The organism is Micromonospora sp. BL1, assembly GCF_003667485.1.
Taxonomy (GTDB): Bacteria; Actinomycetota; Actinomycetes; order Mycobacteriales; family Micromonosporaceae; genus Micromonospora; species Micromonospora tulbaghiae.
The window spans coordinates 1-16,765 of record NZ_RCVK01000325.1 but is presented as its reverse complement, the minus strand read 5'-3'; the positions used below and the strand labels follow the sequence as shown (position 1 = coordinate 16,765).

Sequence of the window (16,765 nt, the reverse complement as noted above, 5' to 3'; positions counted from 1 at the left end):
GGGTCAGCGGAGGGTGGAGATGGAGAAGAGGGCGCCGGACGGGTCGCGTAGGGCGGCGCTGCGGCCGGCCGGGTTGTCGCGCGGCGGGACGAGGATGGTGCCGCCCAGCTCGGCGGCCCGGGCGGCGGTGGCGTCGGCGTCCTCCACCGCGAAGTAGACCGCCCAGTACGCGGGCAGGTCCGCCGGCATCGGCTCGGCCCGGGGCAGCATCCCGGCTACGATCCGGGCCCCGCAGCGCCACCCGGTGTACGCGACCGGTCCGGCCGGACGCTCCTCCGGATGCCAGCCGAAGACCAGCGCGTAGAACTCCTTCGCACTGTCGGGGTCGGGGGTGACCAGCTCGTTCCAGCACATCGCGCCCGGTGCGTTGTACAGCTCGGCCCCGCGCATCGCCATCGGCTGCCACACGCTGAACACCGCGCCGGCCGGGTCGGCGAGCACCGCCATCCGGCCCTGCTGGGCGACGTCGAACGGGGAGACGACCACCTGCCCGCCGGCCGCCTCGACCCGGGTGGCGACCAGGTCGGCGTCGTCGGTCGCCACGTACGTGGACCAGACCGGCACCTGGTCCGGCGTGCCGGGTGGCCCGGCCCCGGCGACCGCCTTGCCGTCCTTGCGGAAGACGGTGTAGCCGCCGGCGTCCGGTTCGGGGGAGATCTCCCCGGTCCAGCCGAACAGCTCGGGGTAGAACCGTCGTGCGTCGTCCAGACCGGGCGTGGCCAGGTCGGTCCAGCAGGGCGTGCCGGGCTCGACGCCGTTCACGGTGACCCCTCTCGCCGGGGGCGGCTCCGCTCGCCCGCCCTGTCGGCATCGTGGCACCGCCGGGTCGGCCACCGGGCCGGAACCGGACAAAAGGTCAGCTGAAGCGGCGGCCCTCGTCCCGCCGGTACGCCCAGCCGGCCGCCGCGGCGAGCACGAGCACCCAGACCGCGAGCATCACCAGCGCCCGGGTGTCCGGCCGGAAGTCGGTGACCGCCGCCCAGAGCAGTTCCACGGCGCCCCGGGTCGGCAGGTAGGGGGCGATCGCCTTGATGAAGCCGGGCGCGTCGTCCGGCCCGGAGAGCAGGCCGCCGCCGAACGCGAGCGGGAAGAAGATCACCTGCGCCACCACGATCGCGGCCTTGCTCGGCAGCGAGTAGCCGATCGTCAGGCCGAGCAGCGTGAACGGCACCGAGATCACGGCGACCGCGCCGAGCCCGAGCAGGAACTGGAGCGCGCCGACCCGCGCCTCGGTGGCGACCGCCGCGATCACCACCACCGGGATCATCGACACGTACGTGAGCACCAGCCCGGCCAGGATCCGCCCGGCCAGCCGCGGCGCCGGTCCGGCCGGCAGCGTCCGGGTGTACGGGTTCCAGGGCTGGTCGCGGTCCTCGGCGACACCCACGCCGTACTGGAAGATGTTGGCGCTCATCACCGCGAAGGTCACCATGGCGGCGGTGGCGTAGGTGGCGCCGGCCGGGTCGTCGCCGGCGAACGGCACCACGAAGAACAGCATGGCGGCGGCGGGGAAGAACGCGCTGCCGACCACAGCCACCGGGATCCGGATGATCTCCAGGAGCTGGTAGCGGGCGTGGACGAGGGCGAGCGGCACGGCGGTCTCCTAGACGGGGGTGGGCGCGGGCCGGTCGTCGGCCGTGATGGCGAGGAACGCCTCCTCCAGCGAGGTGGGCCGGACCTCCAGGTCGCGGAACGCCACCCCGGCGGTGACCAGGTCGCGGACGAGCTGGTCGGCGTCGGTGGTGAGCAGGTGCACGCGCCCGTCGGCGCGTTCGGTGGCGACCACGCCCGGCAGCGCCGGCAGGTCGTCGGCGACCAGGCTGACCCGGCGTACGCCGACGATCCCGCGGATCGCCGCCACCGAGTCGTCGGCGAGCACCCGCCCGTGGCCGATCACCACCACCCGCTGCGCGAGCGCCTCCACCTCCTCCAGGTAGTGGCTGCTCAGCAGCACGGTGCCGCCGTCGGCGTGGAAGCCGCGGATCGCGTCCCAGAGCGCGTGTCGCGCCTCCACGTCGAGGCCGGTGGTCGGCTCGTCGAGCACCACCAGCCGGGGACGGCCGACGAACGCCAGCGCCACGGCGAGCCGGCGACGCTGGCCGCCGGAGAGGCCGCCGGTCTGGCGGCGTACCTGGTCGGCGAGGCCGAACCGGTCGAGCAGCTCGCCGCGCGGCACCGGGTCGGGGAAGTGCGCGGAGACGAAGTCGACCACCTCGCCGACCCGCAGCGTGCCGGGCAGGCCGGTCTCCTGCGGGGTGACGCCGAGCTGCCGCCGGCTCGCCGGGTCGCGCGGGTCGCCGCCGCACAGCTCGACCCGGCCGGCGGTGGGGCGGCGCAGCCCGACCAGCAGGTTGATCAGCGTGCTCTTGCCGGCGCCGTTCGGGCCGAGCAGGCCGACCAGCTCCCCGGACCGGACGGTCAGGTCGACCCGGTCCAGTGCCAGCACCTCGCCGTAGCGGCGGCTGACCTGTTCGGCGCGGGCCAGGATCATCGGCGATCTCCTCCGGCGGGGGACGGTGCATCCCCTGTCTACCGTGCGTGCGCCGGCCGCGGTGTCCCCTGACCGGGTGCTCGTATCCCCTAGTCTGGTGGCGCCGTCGACGACGGTGGAAGTTCCAACCGGACACTGGGGAGGGTCCGTGACCAGTCCGAGCAGGAATCTCGACGTCCAGCCGGAGGCGTTGACGGCGTTCGCCGCCGCCTCCCGGGACCGGGCCGGCCGGTTCCGTGAGCTGCACCGGGCGTTCCGCGACGGCCACGTGGCCCGGCACTCCTTCGGCGTGATGCCCGCGTCGTTCAGCCTCGCCGCCGCGTACGAGCAGCAGTTCGAGGCGTGCCTGGAAGGGCTGGCGGACGGCGCCGAGGTGATGGCCGACGTCGCCGAAGGGCTCGACGACACCGCGGACGCCTACACCGGTACGGACGTGGCGAACACCGACATGTTCAAGCCAGGCGTCTGAGGGGGCGGGATGAGCACCGAGGCGCTGCAGCGCAACAAGACCTACTTCGAGCAGATCGTGTCGGGCACGCCCGACCCGTTCAAGCCGCTGTCGAACGCGGTGCTGTGGCCGTTCGAGCAACTGCTGGAACTGGTCGCCGGTGAGCCGGACGACCTGATGCGGGCGGCCCAGCTCGCGCTGACCACGGGCGAGGCGGTCCGGCGGATCGCGGGGGACCAGGTCGCCGACCGGGCCCGGCTGCGCGGCGCCTGGGACGGCGACGCGGCGGACAAGTTCCACGCCTCGATGGAGTCGGTCGAGGAGGCGATCGAGGAGCTGGCGAAAGGGCTGGACGGCACCAAGGAGGTGCTGGTCGACGCGGCGAACGCCGCTGTGGACGCCTTCAACCTGCTGGTGGAGCTGATTCTGGAGTTCCTGCTCTGGTTCCTGACCGAGGTCATCATCGCCGCGGTGGCGGCTGTGCTGAGCGCCGGTGTGACACTGGCGGCCACCGTGGTGCGCGTGCTGGCCCGGCTGGCCACCACCGTCGGCCGCATGGTCAAGATCGTGGCCCGGTTCGCGGAGATCCTCACCAAGCTGGTCGCCAAGCTGGAGAAGGTCGCCGAGTTGCTCATGCGCTACCGCCGCGTGGTGCTGGAGCTGCGGCAGGCCAAGAAGGCGTACCGGGCGTGGAACAAGTCCGGCTACACCAAGGAGGCGTTCGCGTTCAAGATCAAACGCGCTGCGATCCTCTTCCCCGGCAAGTTCGCCATCAACCAGGCGTCCCCGGTGAACATCCCCGGCATCGGCGGCGCCCTGCTCGACACCGGGATGGGCCTGCACGACGTCTCCGACGGGCGCAAGGACCGCAACTACCTGGTGGACGGCACGTACCGCGAGGATCTGGGCCCGTACACCAAGGGCGTGCAGAACGTGTTCGACTCGATCGTGAACTGAGAGGCAGCAATGACGTTCCCGGCCCTGGACCGGATCGAGGCGCTGGCCCGCAACCTGGACGGGTGGCAGCGCGAACTCGGCGCGCGGATGGCCGAACTGGAGCAGAGCAGCGCCCAGGGGGTGAGCGACTCCGGCCTGGTCACCGTCGTGGCCGCCGCCGACGGCAAGATCCTCTCCACCGACATCAACGCGCGTGCCATGCGCTTCGACTCGTACACGCTCGCCGAGGAGATCACCTCGGCGGCGAACCGGGCGCAGGAGGCCGCCGCCGCCCGCGTACGCGAGATCGTCGGCGAGGTGATGGGCGACGCCCCGGCCGCGGAGCGCCGCGCCGACGACGGCTACGGCCACGACCGATACTGAGCCGATGGACGAGACCAGATACCGCGATCCGATCGACCGGCTCGTCGAGCCGGGCGAGCGCGTGCTGGCCCACGCCAAGGCGGACGTCGGCCAGGGGCTCGCTCCGGCGCCACCGCCCGAGCCGGAGTCCACAGTCGCGCCGGGCCGGCGGACGGTCGGCTCGGTGCTGCTCAACGTGCTGCTGCCACTGGCCACCTGGGACCGTGGCGATCGCCTGGTCGACGCGATCGGCTGGGGGATCGCCGGGCGCGGCGCCCCCGGCTCGGCCGCCTCCCGCCTGCACCGCGCGCTCCGTCCGCCCCGGCCCGACCTCCAGGTCCGGGAGACGCTGCTCGCGGTCACCGACCGGCGGCTGGTGGTCTGCCGTACCGGCGGGGTCAAGCTGCTGGCCGGGCGCGAGGCCGAGGAACGCGCGCTGGCCGAGACCTCGGTGGCGTGGTCGGCCACCCGGGCGGAGATCGCCTCCGCGCGGGTGGGCTGGCACCGGCTCAACCCGAAGCGGCTGCGGATCGACTTCACCGACGGTTCCTGGCTGTCGTTCACCGTGCCGATCGCCGAGTCCGGCCGGCCGCTGCGCGAGGTCGCCGCCGCGTTGTCCGCCTGACGGATCCGCCCGCCCGGGCCGCGGCCGGGCCGCAGCCGCCCGCCCGCGTCAGGCCGTCAGTGGCGCGGGCAGCGGCTCGCTGTGCAGCACGGCCAGGCGGGAGACCGCCCGGGTCAGCACCACGTAGAGGCGGTGCAGCCCGCGCGGCTCGGCGGCCACGATCGCGGCCGGCTCGACGACCACCACGTGGTCGTACTCCAGGCCCTTGACCAGCGTCGCCGGGACCACTGTGACGCGCGCAGCGGCCTCGACATCGTCGGCGGTCGCGGTCTCGACGCCCGCGTCGGCGAGCGCCGCGCGGAGCCGGTCGACCGCGTCGTCGGCGGCGATCACACCGACCGAGCCGTCGTGCGCGAGCGCCGCCCGCACCTCGGCCACCGTCGCGGCCGTCAGGTCGTCGGCGGTACGCACGTCCAGCGCGCCGTCGTTGCGCAGCGACCGGGCCGGGGGTACGTCGACGGCGAGCGCCGGCAGCAGCCGGTTCGCGAACGCCACCACCGCGGCGGGCACCCGGAAGCCCACGCTCAGCGGCACCACAGCGGCGTCCGGCTTGCCCAGGTGGGCCAGGGACTCCCGCCAGTCGGTCGCCGCCCAGGGCGCGGTGCCCTGGGCCAGGTCGCCGAGCAGCGTGATTGAGCCGTGCTCGCTGCGCCGGGCGATGGCGCGGCACTGCATCGGGGAGAGGTCCTGCGCCTCGTCGACCACCACGTGCCCGAAGCCGGCGGGCCGTTCCAGCAGCCCGGCCACCTCGTCGATGAGCACCGCGTCGGCGGCGGTCCACCGGGTCGCCTTCGCGGTGCGGGCGACAGTGCCGGACCGGAACAACTCCTGTTCCTCGGGCGTGAGCAGGCCGTCCGCGGCGGCGGCCAGCGCGTCCGCGTCGGTACGCAGCCGGTGCAGCAGCCCGTCGGGCGTGAGCGCCGGCCAGACCGCGTCGAGCAGGTCGGTGACCGGCTTGATCCGGCTCATCCGGCGTAGCCAGGCGTCGCTCGGCGACTCCGCCCGGCGGGCCTCGGCCTGGCGTTGCAGCAGTCCCACCACCCGTGCCCGGACCCGCTCCCGGCCGGTCGCGTAGGGCAGCCCCTGCTGGCGGGTCTCGGTGACCAGCCGGTGCAGCGGGTCGAGCCCGATCCGCCACCGGTACGAGCCGTCCGACACCATGATCGGCTCGGTCGGCGTACCGATGTGGGCGTCGACAGCCCGGCGCAGCACCTCGGCCATCCGGACGTCGTGCTTGAGCGCGGCGGCGGCCGGGTCGTCGACCGCGCGGACCGGCACGCGCGCGACCAGGTCCTCCACAGTGGCCTGCTCGACCTCGACCTCGCCGAGCGCGGGCAGCACCGCCGCGATGTACGACAGGAACGCCCGGTTCGGCCCGACGATCAGCACGCCCGAGCGGCGCAGCCGTTCCCGGTGCAGATAGAGCAGGTACGCGGCGCGGTGCAGCCCGACCGCCGTCTTTCCGGTGCCCGGCGCGCCCTGCACGCAGATCGAGTCGGCCAGGTCGGCCCGGACCAGCTCGTCCTGCTCCGGCTGGATGGTGGCGACGATGTCGCGCATCGGGCCGACGCGGGGGCGCTCGATCTCGGCGGTGAGGATGCGGCTCGCGGTGCCGAGTTCCTCGCCCCGGTCGAGGTGCTCGTCCTCGAAGCTGGTCAGCGTCCCGGCGCTGAACCCGAACCGGCGGCGTACGGCGACGCCCTGCGGGTCGCGCGCGCTGGCCCGGTAGAACGACCGCGAGACCGGGGCGCGCCAGTCCAGCACCAGCGGTTCGCCCAGCTCGTCGGTGACGTGCCGCCGCCCGACGTGGTACTCCCGCCCGGCGTGGTCCGGGTCCACCTCCCCGAAGTCGAGGCGGCCGAAGAACAGCGGGGTGGTCGGGTCGTCGGCCAGCTCCTTGACCCGCCGGGCCATGTGCCGGCCGAGCTGCTCGGCGGTGTACGAGTCACCGGCCACCTTGTCGCCGGTGGCGAAGAGCGCCTGGGCGCGTTCCCGCATCCGGGTCAGCGCGGCGCGGGAGGCGTAGAGGTGGGCGCGCTCGGCGGCCAGCTCGGCGTCGAGGCCGGGTGTGGCGTCAAGATCGGTTGCGGGCACGATGAACTCCGATGGCTCAACTGAGGCTCGCTCGCGTGTCCAGGGCGGTTGGCCTGCTCCCGGCGCGGGGACGTCCGCTGCGGTGCATGCTCACCGCGGCCGTCGGGCGGTCCTCCACGCTACGGGAGCACCGGCAGGTCGCGCCAACGAATTTCGTGGTGGCAGGCGATTCGCTCGACCCGCGGACGCGGGATCATTGAGGTATGACCGAGGCGCTTCCCGGCAGGAGCCGGGTGACGATCAGTGATCCGCAGGTGATGCGGGCGCTCGCTCACCCGGCCCGCATGGCGATCATGGAACATCTCGGCACGCTGGAGGGCGGTGCGACGGCCACCGAGTGCGCCGAGATCGCCGGGCTGTCGCCGAGCGCTACCAGCTACCACCTGCGCGAGCTGGCGAAGTTCGGGCTGGTCCGGCAGGCGCCGGGCCGGGGTGACGCCCGGGAGCGGGTGTGGCAGGCGGTGAACCCGTCGTATCACGTCGAGGTGGGGCCGGACGCCGACCCGGAGGCGCGTGCCGCCGAGGCGGCCCTGGTCGAGGCGCACATGGTCCGTGACGCCCAGCGGGTCCGGGAGTGGTTGCGCCGCGCGCCGGACGAGTCGCCGGAGTGGTACGCGGCGACCTGGTTCAGCGACAGCGTGCTGCTCATGACCGCCGAGGAGCTGACCGAGCTGAACCAGGCGGTCCAGGCGCTGATGGAGCCGTACCGGCGGCGGACCCGGACCGATCCGCCCGCCGGGGCCCGGCCGGTGGCGACGCAGTACCGGGCGATGCCTCTCGACTGACGGGTTGCGCACACCAGTTGTGAAGGATTACTTTCGAAGTATGTCTTTCACAACTGGTGAGTCGCGCTGGCCGGACGTCTGGCTCGCGGCCACCGCGCGCGGCATCTCCAGCTGCGGAGACTTCCTCGCCGCCGCCACGCTCACGCTCGCGCTCCAGTCCGCCGGCGCCGGCGGACTCGCCGTCTCCGGGCTGCTGCTCGCCGCGACGCTCCCGCTCGTGGTGCTCGCGCCGCTGACCGGCCGGCTCGCCGACCGGGTGGACAGCCGGGTGCTGCTCGTCGCCGCCGGTCTCGTCCAGGCCGCGGTCTGCCTGGCGCTCGCGTACGCCCGGGACCCGGTCCTGGTGATCGCGCTCGTGGCGCTGCTCGCGGCCGGGCTCGCGGTCACCCAGCCGGCCATCGCCGCGCTGGTGCCGGTGATGGTCCGGCCCGAGGACCTGCCCCGGGCGGGCGCGCTCAACCAGACCGCCGGGACGCTCGGCGCGCTCGCCGGCCCGGCGCTGGCCGGGCTGCTGGTCGGGCAGTTCGGCACCCGGGTGCCGCTGCTCGTCGACGCGTTCAGTTACCTCGCGCTGGTGGCGGCCGGGCTGCTCATCCGTACCCGCAGGGGAGGGCGCCGGATGCCGGCCGGCGTCGCGGCGGCGGTCGCGCCACCGTGGCGGCTGCGCCGCGACCCGCTGCTGACGATGATGGTCGCCAGCGTGGCGGCGGTGGTCGGCGCGGTCGGCGCGGTGAACGTGATCGAGGTCTTCTTCATCCGGGAGACGCTCGGCAGCAGCACCACCGTGTACGGCCTGGTCACCGGCTCCTGGACGCTCGGCATCGTGCTCGGCGCGTGGCTGTTCGCCCGGGTCGCCCGCCGGCTCGCCGACGACGGCGCGCTGCTCGGCGCCGGGCTGGTGCTGCTCGGTGGCTGCTGCCTGGCGGTGCTGGTCTCGGCGGCGGTGCCGTCGGCCTGGCTGCTCGTGCCGATCTGGCTGCTGGGCGGCGTGGCCAACGGAGGCAACAACGTCTTCGACCAGTTGCTGCTGGCGCGACGGGTGCCGGAGGCCGCCCGGGGCCGGGCGTTCGCGGTCTTCGGGGCGGCCGCTCAGGGCGCCGCGATGGGCGGCTACCTGGTGGGCGGCCTGCTGCTGGAGGTGGCCGGCCCGCGCGGGCTCGTCGCCGGCTGCGGCGTGGCCGGCCTGCTCGTGGTCGTGGCGCTGGCCTGGCCGGTGCGCCGGGCGGTACGCGCCGAGCGGGCCGCCGTCGCCCTCGCGGCCACGCCCGCCGCCGTCGCCGTGCCAGGCGGTTAGGTGCGGACTTCACCACTCGATCGGATCCCCCGGCGGCGAGGCCGGAGCCACGGCGATACGGTCGGGTCATGGCCGACCGCATCGCCCGCCCCCGCGTGGGGCACATCCAGTTCCTCAACTGCCTGCCCATCTACTGGGGGCTGATGCGGTCCGGCGCGCTCATCGACGTCGACCTGCACAAGGACTCGCCGGACCGGCTGAGCGCCGACCTGGTCGCCGGTGACCTGGACATCGGGCCGATCACGCTGGTGGAGTTCCTCAAGCACGCCGACGAACTGCTGCTCCTGCCCGACCTGGCGGTGGGCAGCGACGGGCCGGTGCTCTCGGTGAACGTGGTGTCCACCCGCCCGCTGGGCGAGCTGGACGGTTCCCGGGTGGCGCTCGGCTCCACCTCGCGTACCGGGGTGCTGCTGGCCCAGCTGCTGCTCGCCGAGCGGCACGGGGTGCGGCCGGAGTACTTCCGCTGCCCGCCGGACCTGACCCAGATGCTGCTGGAGGCCGACGCCGGGGTGCTCATCGGTGACGTGGCGCTGCGCGCGCTCTACGAGGCGCCGGCCAAGGGCCTCGAAGTGACCGACCTGGGGCAGGCGTGGCACGACTGGACCGGGCTGCCGATGGTGTTCGCCGTCTGGGCGGTACGCCGCGAGTTCGCCGCCGCCCACCCGGGCCTGGTCAAGGAGGTGCACGAGGCGTTCCTGCGCTCGCGTGACCTGTGCCTGGCCGAGCTGGACCAGGTGGCGGAGGCGGCGGCCCGCTGGGAGACGTTCGACGCGGCCACGCTCGCCACGTACTTCCGGGCGCTCGACTTCTCGCTGGGCGAGCGGCAGGTGGCCGGGCTGCGCGAGTTCGCCCGCCGCGCGGCCGCGTACGGGGAGGTGCCGGCGCTGCCGGCCGACGGCCCGGAGTTCTTCCAGGGCTGACCGCGCGCCGCGCGGCTCACCGCGCCGCGCGGCTCAGGGTGCCGGGCGCAGCAGCGCCTTGGTGATCCGTTCGCAGGCGTCCATGCCGTACTCCCAGCCGCCCTCGACGCCGAACGGGGTGCGCAGCATCACGCCCATCGTCCAGGTGTCACCGATGGCCAGGCAGTTGACGTGGTACTCCTCTTCCTTGTCCCGGTCGATCCACCCGTTCTTGATGGCGATCTTCTTCTGCTGGGCCGCCGGGAACGCCTTGCGGATGCCGAAGTCGCCGGGAGCGCGTACCAGGCGCATCTCGTTGAGCAGCCACTTGGTCCACTTCGGCCCGGCCGCGCGGCCGTCGTCGATGCACTGACCGAGGCGGGCGGTGTCCCGGGGGGACAGCTCGGTACGGCTCCAGCCGCCGTCGGAGGCGACCTCGCTGTCGGTCAGCTTGCAGATCGAGATCAGCCGCTCGATCGAGTCCGAGCCGCCGACGTTCTCGTAGAACTCCTGCGCCCTGGTGTTGTCGCTGTCCCGGATGATCTTCGTGGCGTCGGCCAGCTTCGCGTCGCTCGGCGTCTTGCCGTCCTCGGCGCTCAGGCGCAGGTAGTCGGCCACCACCCAGGACTTGATCAGGGACGCGGTGGTGCTCGTCTCGCCCATGTTCGACGAGCCGATGATCTTCCCGGTGCGCTTGTCCAGCACGGACCAGCCGTACCAGCCCTTGATCTTGAGGCTGTCCAGGTTCTTCGCCTCAAACGGCAGAGGTTCGAGGGACCGTGAGGGGGCGACCCGCGGTTTCGCGTTGCGGTCGACAGTCTGCTGCGCCGACCGCTCGCTCGTCGGCTCGGGATGCGAGTTCGCGGTGGCCTCCAGCGGCGAGCCGGGGATCACGCGCAGGGAGAGGCCGAGCAGGCCGACGAGGACCGCAGCGAGGGCGCTGAACGCGAGCGGGCGCCGATAGCTGCCGGGCCGACGCCGGGCACCGGCCATCAGAGCTTCCCGACCGGCTGTTGCGGCACCTTGAGCGCGGCGCCGGGCAGCGGCGTCACGAGCTGGGTGGCGACGGCGGCGCACATCTTCGCACCGTACGGCAGACCGGAGCGGCCCGGGTACCGCATCATCACGGCGAGACTCCACTTGTCGGTGAACGCCAGGCAGCTGACGTGCCAGTTGCCGTCGTAGGCGAGCTGGGTCCAGCCGTTCTTCATGTGCACCGGGCCCTGCGACTTGATCGTCGCCGGCAGGCCGTCGATGATGCCCCACCGGCCGCCGCCGGACCGCGCGCCCTGCTTGTTGACGCTGCCGGCCACCTTGGTCATCTCGCTGAGCAGCCACTTGGTCCACTTGGGCCCGGCGGCGCGGCCGTCGGCGATGCAGTCGCCGAGGCGGGCCGCGTCCCGCGGGGACATCTCGGTGAAGCTCCACCAGCCCTTGTAGTCGGGCACGTCGCCGGGCTTGGTGTCGGTCAGACCGCAGATCTGGATCGCGCGCGCGATGACCGGGTCCGGCTTGCCGCCGGGCTGGGGCCGGTAGGAGCCGCCCGCCGCCCGGTAGACCGCGTTCGCGCCGTCGTCGTCGCTGTCCCGGATCGCGAGGATCGCCGCCTTCTTGAGCCCGGCACTCGGCTGCTTGTCGCCGAGCTGGCGAAGGTAGTCCGCGACGATCCAGGCCTTGAGCATCGATTCGGTGGAGCTGGTCTGGTTCATGTTCTCCGCGCCGGTGACCGTGCCGGTCTCGCGGTCCATCAGGGCCCAGGAGAAGAACTCGCCCTTGAAGTTCACCGACACCGGGGCGTCGGCCAGCGTCGGGGCCGCCGGCGCGGTCGGTGCCGGCGCCGGGACCTGCTCGCCGCCGCCGATGCCGCCCACGCCGTCTCCGTCGGAGAACTTCGCGTACGCGGCCGGCACCAGCATGACGCCGCCGATGAGGACCGCCACGATGGCGAGCACCAAGGTCACGCGAGGTCGCATGAGTGGTGAGCTCCAGATGTCTGGCCGGGGGGACCGGCGCTTCCGCATGGGTTCGACTCGGTCGCCACTAGGCCGGGGGACGGTGGCCTGAACGGTGACGATCATGAAGCCGAACGGTTTGCCGGTCGGAAGTCTACTTCCGGACAGCTCTGATGCCAGGTCTCGACACCCGTGACTTTGCCGGGTGGGCGGGATATTGAGGCGCTTTGCCATCATTGGGGGATTTCTTCTATTCGAAGTGATCGACATCACAGCTACCAGGGCCGATGGCGGCGCGCGCATGGCCGGTGACGCGAGGTGGTACCCGAAACCTGTTACACCCTCTGGTGTCATTCGTGCCGAGCTGTAACACTGGCTGCATGTATGGCAACGACTTCGCCCCGCCGGAGGACGCTCCGGGCGGCGGCCTGCTCGGCGAGGTGGAGGCGGCGGAGGCCGCGCTGCGCGAGGCGGCGGCGCGGGCCCGGCGTGGCGGCGCGGCCCCGGACGAGGACGTCGAGGCGTACTTCGCCGACGTCATCAACGCGGACCAGAAGATCGAGCCCCGCGACTGGATGCCCGAGGCGTACCGCCGGACGCTGATCCGGCAGATCGCCCAGCACGCCCACTCCGAGATCATCGGCATGCAGCCGGAGGGCAACTGGATCAGCCGGGCGCCCTCGCTCAAGCGCAAGGCGATCCTGCTCGCCAAGGTGCAGGACGAGGCCGGTCACGGCCTCTACCTCTACGCGGCCGCCGAGACGCTCGGCATCAGCCGCGACGAGCTGGTGGACCTGCTGCTCGACGGACGGCAGAAGTACAGCTCGATCTTCAACTACCCGACCCTCACCTGGGCCGACGTGGGCGCGATCGGCTGGCTCGTGGACGGCGCGGCGATCGTCAACCAGGTGCCGCTGTGCCGCTGCTCGTACGGTCCGTACGCGCGGGCGATGATCCGGGTCTGCAAGGAGGAGTCGTTCCACCAGCGGCAGGGCTACGAGATCCTGCACACGCTGGCGCACGGCACCCCGGCGCAGAAGGCGATGGCCCAGGACGCGGTGGACCGCTGGTGGTACCCGTCACTGGCCATGTTCGGCCCGCCGGACGGCGACTCGACGCACAGCGCGCAGTCCATGGCCTGGAAGATCAAGCGCTTCTCCAACGACGAGCTGCGCCAGCGCTTCGTGGACATGTGCGTCGGCCAGGCGGAGGTGCTCGGCCTCACCCTCCCCGACCCGGACCTGCGCTGGAACGACGAACGGCAGGCGTACGACTACACCCAGCCCGACTACGACGAGCTGATGCGGGTGATCAAGGGCAACGGGCCGTGCAACCGGGAGCGCATGGCGCACCGGCGCAAGGCGCACGCCGACGGCGCGTGGGTACGGGAGGCCGCCGCGGCGTACGCCGCGAAGCGGGCGGGAAGAAAGGAGCCGGTGGCGGCATGAGCGAACGCACCGAGCGAAGCGAGGGCCGTGAGGGCATGCCAGGTCGGCACGGCATGAGCGAACGCACCGAGCGAAGCGAGGGCCGTGAGGGCATGCCCAGCCAGCACGGCATGAACAGCGCGTCCTCTCCCCTGTGGGAGGTCTTCGTGCGGGCCCGCCGTGGCCTGTCGCACACGCACGTCGGCAGCCTGCACGCCCCCGACGCCGAGCTGGCCCTGCGCAACGCCCGGGACCTCTACACCCGTCGCCAGGAGGGCGTCTCCATCTGGGTGGTGCCGGCGAGCGCGATCACCGCGTCCAGCCCGGACGAGAAGGACGCGTTCTTCGACCCGGCCGCCGACAAGGTCTACCGCCACCCCACCTTCTACGAGGTCCCCGAAGGGGCTGCGCACCTATGAGCGCGAGGAGTGAGCCGGTTTTGCGAGCCCCGCAGTCGCGAACGGAAGGCGGCTCTGTGCCGTTGTTCGACTTCACGCTCGCCGTCGGCGACGACGCGCTCGTCGCGGCGCAGCGCCTCGGCGAGTGGACCTCCCGCGCGCCCGAGATGGAGGAGGACATCGCGCTCGCCAACATCGCCCTCGACCAGCTCGGCGCGGCGCGGCTGCTGCTCACGTACGCGGGCGAGCTGGAGGGCGCGGGCCGCGACGAGGACGACCTGGCCTATCTGCGCGACGACCGCGAGTTCCGTAACTGCCTGCTGGTCGAGCTGCCCAACGGCGACTTCGGCGTGACCATGGCGAAGCTGTTCTTCCTGGCCGCGTACCAGTCGCCGCTCTACACGGCGCTGGCCGGCTGCGCCGACGAACGGCTGGCGGCGGTCGGCGCGAAGGCGCGCAAGGAGTCGGCGTACCACCTGGACCACGCCGCGCTGTGGGTGAAGCGGCTCGGCGACGGCACCGAGGAGTCGCACCGCCGCATGCAGGACGCGGTCGACCAGGTGTGGCCGTACGTCCACGAGCTGTTCGCCCCTGATCCGGCGGCGCCGGTCGACCCGTCCACCCTTCGGGCCGACTTCGACGCCACCGTGTCCGCCGTGCTGGACGAGGCCACGCTGACCCGTCCGGAGGCCGGCTGGGCGCCCGGCGGCGGCCGGGACGGCCTGCACACCGAGCACCTCTCCTACCTGCTCGCCGAGATGCAGGTGCTGCACCGCGCCCACCCCGGAGCCACCTGGTGAATGCCAGGGCGGCCGCGGCGGCGGTGGTGGACCCGGAGATCCGGGTCATCACCATCGACGAGCTGGGCATCCTGCGCGCGGTCGACGAGGAACCGGAGACCGGCCGGGTCGTCGTCACCATCACCCCCACCTACACGGGCTGCCCGGCGATGGACGTGATCCGGGAGGACATCCGGCGGGCGCTGGCCGCCGCCGGGCATCCGGACGCCGAGGTCCGTACCGTGTACCACCCGGCGTGGAGCACCGACTGGATCTCCGAGGCCGGCCGGGCGAAGCTCGCCGCCGCCGGCATCGCCCCGCCCGCGCCGCGCGGCGACGACACGGTGGTGCCGTTGACGCTGGCCGTCCGCTGTCCGCGCTGCGGGTCGCCGGAGACCACTCAGATCAGCCGCTTCGGCTCCACCGCGTGCAAGGCGCTGTGGCGCTGCCGCTCCTGTTCCGAACCCTTCGACCACCTGAAGGCGCTGTGACTGTCACCATCACCCGGCCGGTGCGCCGCCGGCCGGTCTTCCACCCGTTGCCCGTCGCCGCCGTGGACCGGCTCACCGACGACTCGGTGTCGATCACGTTCGCGGTACCGGAGGAGCTGCGCGAGACGTTCGCGTTCTCCGCCGGGCAGCACCTCACCGTCCGCCGCCCGGCCGACGGCGACGGCGAGGAGGTGCGGCGGTCGTACTCGATCTGCTCCACCCCCGACGAGCTGGCCCGGCACGGCCGGTTGCGGGTCGGCGTGCGTGAGGTGCCGGGTGGGGCGTTCTCCGCGTACGCCTGCGGCGCGCTGCGCGGCGGCGACACCGTCGAGGTGCTGCCGCCGCTGGGCCACTTCACCTCCGCGTTCACCCCGGACCGGGTCCGCCGGTACGGCGCGGTGGTCGCCGGTTCCGGCATCACCCCGGTCCTCGGGCTGGCCGCGACCGCGCTGGCGACCGAGCCGCGCAGCACGTTCACGCTCGTGTACGGCAACCGCACGGCGAACTCGGTGATGTTCGCCGAGGAACTGGCCGACCTGAAGGACCGCTACCCGACCCGGCTGCACCTGGTGCACGTGCTGTCCCGAGAGATGGGCGAGTCGGCGCTGCTGTCCGGGCGGATCGACGCCGATCGGCTGACCCGGCTGCTCGACACACTCGTACCCGGTGACGAGATCGAGGAGTGGTTCCTCTGCGGCCCGTACGGCATGGTGGTGGACGCCAAGGCGGTGCTCGCGGGTCGCGGCGTGCCGGACGCGGCGGTGCACACCGAGCTGTTCCACGTCGACGCCCCGCCGGAGCCGGTCCGGCGCGAGACCGACCGGCCCGGGGCCGGCACCGAGGTGACGATCCTGCTGGACGGCCGCTCGTCCAGTTTCACGATGGGCCGGGACGAGCGGGTGCTCGACGCGGCTCTGCGGGTGCGCGGCGAGTTGCCGTACGCGTGCAAGGGCGGCGTGTGTTCGACCTGCCGGGCCAAGGTGACCTCAGGTGAGGTGACGATGGCGCGCAACTACGCGCTGGAGCCCGACGAGGTGGCCGCCGGTTACGTGCTGACCTGCCAGTCCAGCCCGGTCACCGACGAGCTGACAGTCGACTACGACGCGTAGCGGCGCCGCCGCTCAGATCACCACCGGCGGTGCCGTGGCGGCGCGGCCACGGGCCCGGCTGACGTGGCCGCGCCACCCGCCGACGAGCGCGAACAGGGTCCATCCCGCCGCGCCGAGCACGAGCATGCCCCGCTTCCCGTCCGGGTCCACGTCCTGCGCGTCGGTCAGTTCCACCTCGCCCCGCGGGTCGACGAGTACCGTCAGGCGCTGGCCGACCCGGTAGCCGGGGGAGCTGCCCCGGTAGACCAGCGGCTCGTCGAGCCGGCCGGCGTCGCCCTGGAGGGCGAACTCGTGCCGCTTGCCGACCGTCTGCACGTCGACGATCGTCACCGGCTGGGCGACGCCGCGCTCCCGGAGCACCGACTCCGGGGCGAGCTGCACGGCGCCCACCAGCACGAACAGGGCCGGCACCACCGACAGGAGAGTAAGCCACCAGCCCCGGTGCAGCAGGCGCAGGCCGACCGCGAAGGCGAGACAGCCGACCAGGCCGACGCAGATCGGCACCGCGATCGGCAGTCCCACGGTGAGGTGGCCGACCACCGTGGTCACGGCGATCACGGCGAGGCCGAAGCCGACGAGCACGGCGGTCATGGTGAGGGACCAGAGGGCGGAGCGGGCGCCGGCCACGCGTACGGGGGTGGGCGGGGGCCGCTCCGCCCTCTGGTCCCTCACCA

General features: G+C 73.1%; 19 protein-coding genes. 12 read left to right on the top strand and 7 right to left on the bottom strand.

Annotated features, from left to right (window positions below):
• Positions 1-3: 3 nt before the first annotated feature.
• The 3 genes from EAD96_RS24790 to EAD96_RS24780 all read right to left on the bottom strand — a co-directional run bounded on the left by EAD96_RS24790 (position 4) and on the right by EAD96_RS24780 (position 2,491).
• Complete coding sequence (locus EAD96_RS24790; RefSeq protein ID WP_120572104.1) at positions 4-762, bottom strand: VOC family protein; 759 nt, start codon at positions 760-762, stop codon at positions 4-6.
• Between the two features lie 94 nt (positions 763-856).
• Positions 857-1,594, bottom strand: a complete 738-nt coding sequence (locus EAD96_RS24785) for an ABC transporter permease (protein WP_121685964.1) — start codon at positions 1,592-1,594, stop codon at positions 857-859.
• Positions 1,595-1,603: 9 nt separating this feature from the next.
• The gene (locus tag EAD96_RS24780; protein ID WP_120572102.1) at positions 1,604-2,491 is read right to left on the bottom strand and encodes an ABC transporter ATP-binding protein; all 888 of its coding nucleotides are present in this window, start codon (positions 2,489-2,491) and stop codon (positions 1,604-1,606) included.
• A gap of 148 nt (positions 2,492-2,639) precedes the next feature.
• On the opposite strand from EAD96_RS24780, the gene EAD96_RS24775 reads away from it, so the two are divergent.
• Genes EAD96_RS24775 through EAD96_RS24760 form a run of 4 tightly spaced genes read left to right on the top strand, consistent with a single transcriptional unit; the run spans position 2,640 to position 4,863 of the window.
• Positions 2,640-2,960: a type VII secretion target gene (locus EAD96_RS24775; RefSeq protein ID WP_121685963.1), complete on the top strand. Its 321-nt coding sequence runs from the start codon at positions 2,640-2,642 to the stop codon at positions 2,958-2,960.
• A gap of 9 nt (positions 2,961-2,969) precedes the next feature.
• Positions 2,970-3,896, top strand: coding sequence for a WXG100 family type VII secretion target (locus EAD96_RS24770; protein ID WP_120572100.1), 927 nt, complete (start codon positions 2,970-2,972; stop codon positions 3,894-3,896).
• 9 nt (positions 3,897-3,905) lie between these two features.
• Entirely contained in the window at positions 3,906-4,259 is a 354-nt protein-coding gene (locus tag EAD96_RS24765) for a YbaB/EbfC family nucleoid-associated protein (RefSeq protein ID WP_120572099.1), read from the top strand.
• A gap of 4 nt (positions 4,260-4,263) precedes the next feature.
• The gene (locus EAD96_RS24760) at positions 4,264-4,863 is read left to right on the top strand and encodes a hypothetical protein (RefSeq protein WP_120572098.1); all 600 of its coding nucleotides are present in this window, start codon (positions 4,264-4,266) and stop codon (positions 4,861-4,863) included.
• A gap of 48 nt (positions 4,864-4,911) precedes the next feature.
• Here the strand turns inward: EAD96_RS24760 and EAD96_RS24755 are convergent, their stop codons facing one another.
• The gene (locus EAD96_RS24755) at positions 4,912-6,957 is read right to left on the bottom strand and encodes an AAA family ATPase (RefSeq protein ID WP_121685962.1); all 2,046 of its coding nucleotides are present in this window, start codon (positions 6,955-6,957) and stop codon (positions 4,912-4,914) included.
• Between the two features lie 203 nt (positions 6,958-7,160).
• Between EAD96_RS24755 and EAD96_RS24750 the strand changes: the two genes are divergently transcribed.
• The 3 genes from EAD96_RS24750 to EAD96_RS24740 all read left to right on the top strand — a co-directional run bounded on the left by EAD96_RS24750 (position 7,161) and on the right by EAD96_RS24740 (position 9,956).
• Positions 7,161-7,742: a helix-turn-helix transcriptional regulator gene (locus EAD96_RS24750; protein WP_120572094.1), complete on the top strand. Its 582-nt coding sequence runs from the start codon at positions 7,161-7,163 to the stop codon at positions 7,740-7,742.
• Between the two features lie 40 nt (positions 7,743-7,782).
• Positions 7,783-9,036: an MFS transporter gene (locus tag EAD96_RS24745; RefSeq protein ID WP_121685961.1), complete on the top strand. Its 1,254-nt coding sequence runs from the start codon at positions 7,783-7,785 to the stop codon at positions 9,034-9,036.
• Between the two features lie 68 nt (positions 9,037-9,104).
• Positions 9,105-9,956, top strand: a complete 852-nt coding sequence (locus tag EAD96_RS24740) for a menaquinone biosynthetic enzyme MqnA/MqnD family protein (RefSeq protein ID WP_121685960.1) — start codon at positions 9,105-9,107, stop codon at positions 9,954-9,956.
• A gap of 33 nt (positions 9,957-9,989) precedes the next feature.
• On the opposite strand, the gene EAD96_RS24735 is transcribed toward EAD96_RS24740, so the two are convergent.
• Positions 9,990-10,928 carry a hypothetical protein gene (locus tag EAD96_RS24735; protein ID WP_121685959.1) on the bottom strand — a complete coding sequence of 313 codons (939 nt, stop codon included), beginning with the start codon at positions 10,926-10,928 and terminating at the stop codon, positions 9,990-9,992.
• Complete coding sequence (locus EAD96_RS24730; protein ID WP_120572090.1) at positions 10,928-11,908, bottom strand: hypothetical protein; 981 nt, start codon at positions 11,906-11,908, stop codon at positions 10,928-10,930. The genes EAD96_RS24735 and EAD96_RS24730 overlap by 1 nt, the downstream gene beginning before the upstream one ends.
• A 359-nt stretch (positions 11,909-12,267) precedes the next feature.
• Here EAD96_RS24730 and paaA point away from each other — a divergent pair, with 359 nt between their 5' ends.
• From paaA to paaE, 5 genes are all read left to right on the top strand, one after another.
• The gene (gene paaA / locus EAD96_RS24725) at positions 12,268-13,335 is read left to right on the top strand and encodes a 1,2-phenylacetyl-CoA epoxidase subunit PaaA (RefSeq protein ID WP_121685958.1); all 1,068 of its coding nucleotides are present in this window, start codon (positions 12,268-12,270) and stop codon (positions 13,333-13,335) included.
• Between the two features lie 110 nt (positions 13,336-13,445).
• Positions 13,446-13,733, top strand: a complete 288-nt coding sequence (gene paaB, locus EAD96_RS24720; RefSeq protein WP_013283588.1) for a 1,2-phenylacetyl-CoA epoxidase subunit PaaB — start codon at positions 13,446-13,448, stop codon at positions 13,731-13,733.
• Positions 13,730-14,512, top strand: coding sequence for a 1,2-phenylacetyl-CoA epoxidase subunit PaaC (paaC, locus tag EAD96_RS24715; protein ID WP_233586162.1), 783 nt, complete (start codon positions 13,730-13,732; stop codon positions 14,510-14,512). The genes paaB and paaC overlap by 4 nt, the downstream gene beginning before the upstream one ends.
• A complete protein-coding gene (gene paaD, locus EAD96_RS24710) occupies positions 14,506-14,982 on the top strand; it encodes a 1,2-phenylacetyl-CoA epoxidase subunit PaaD (RefSeq protein ID WP_121685956.1) in 477 nt (158 codons plus the stop codon). The genes paaC and paaD overlap by 7 nt, the downstream gene beginning before the upstream one ends.
• Complete coding sequence (paaE, locus tag EAD96_RS24705) at positions 14,979-16,091, top strand: 1,2-phenylacetyl-CoA epoxidase subunit PaaE (RefSeq protein ID WP_120572086.1); 1,113 nt, start codon at positions 14,979-14,981, stop codon at positions 16,089-16,091. Before paaD ends, paaE begins: the two co-directional genes overlap by 4 nt.
• Positions 16,092-16,103: 12 nt before the next feature.
• Here paaE and EAD96_RS24700 read toward each other — a convergent pair.
• Positions 16,104-16,765: hypothetical protein (locus EAD96_RS24700; RefSeq protein ID WP_368666040.1), on the bottom strand; the 662-nt coding region annotated here is incomplete at its 5' end.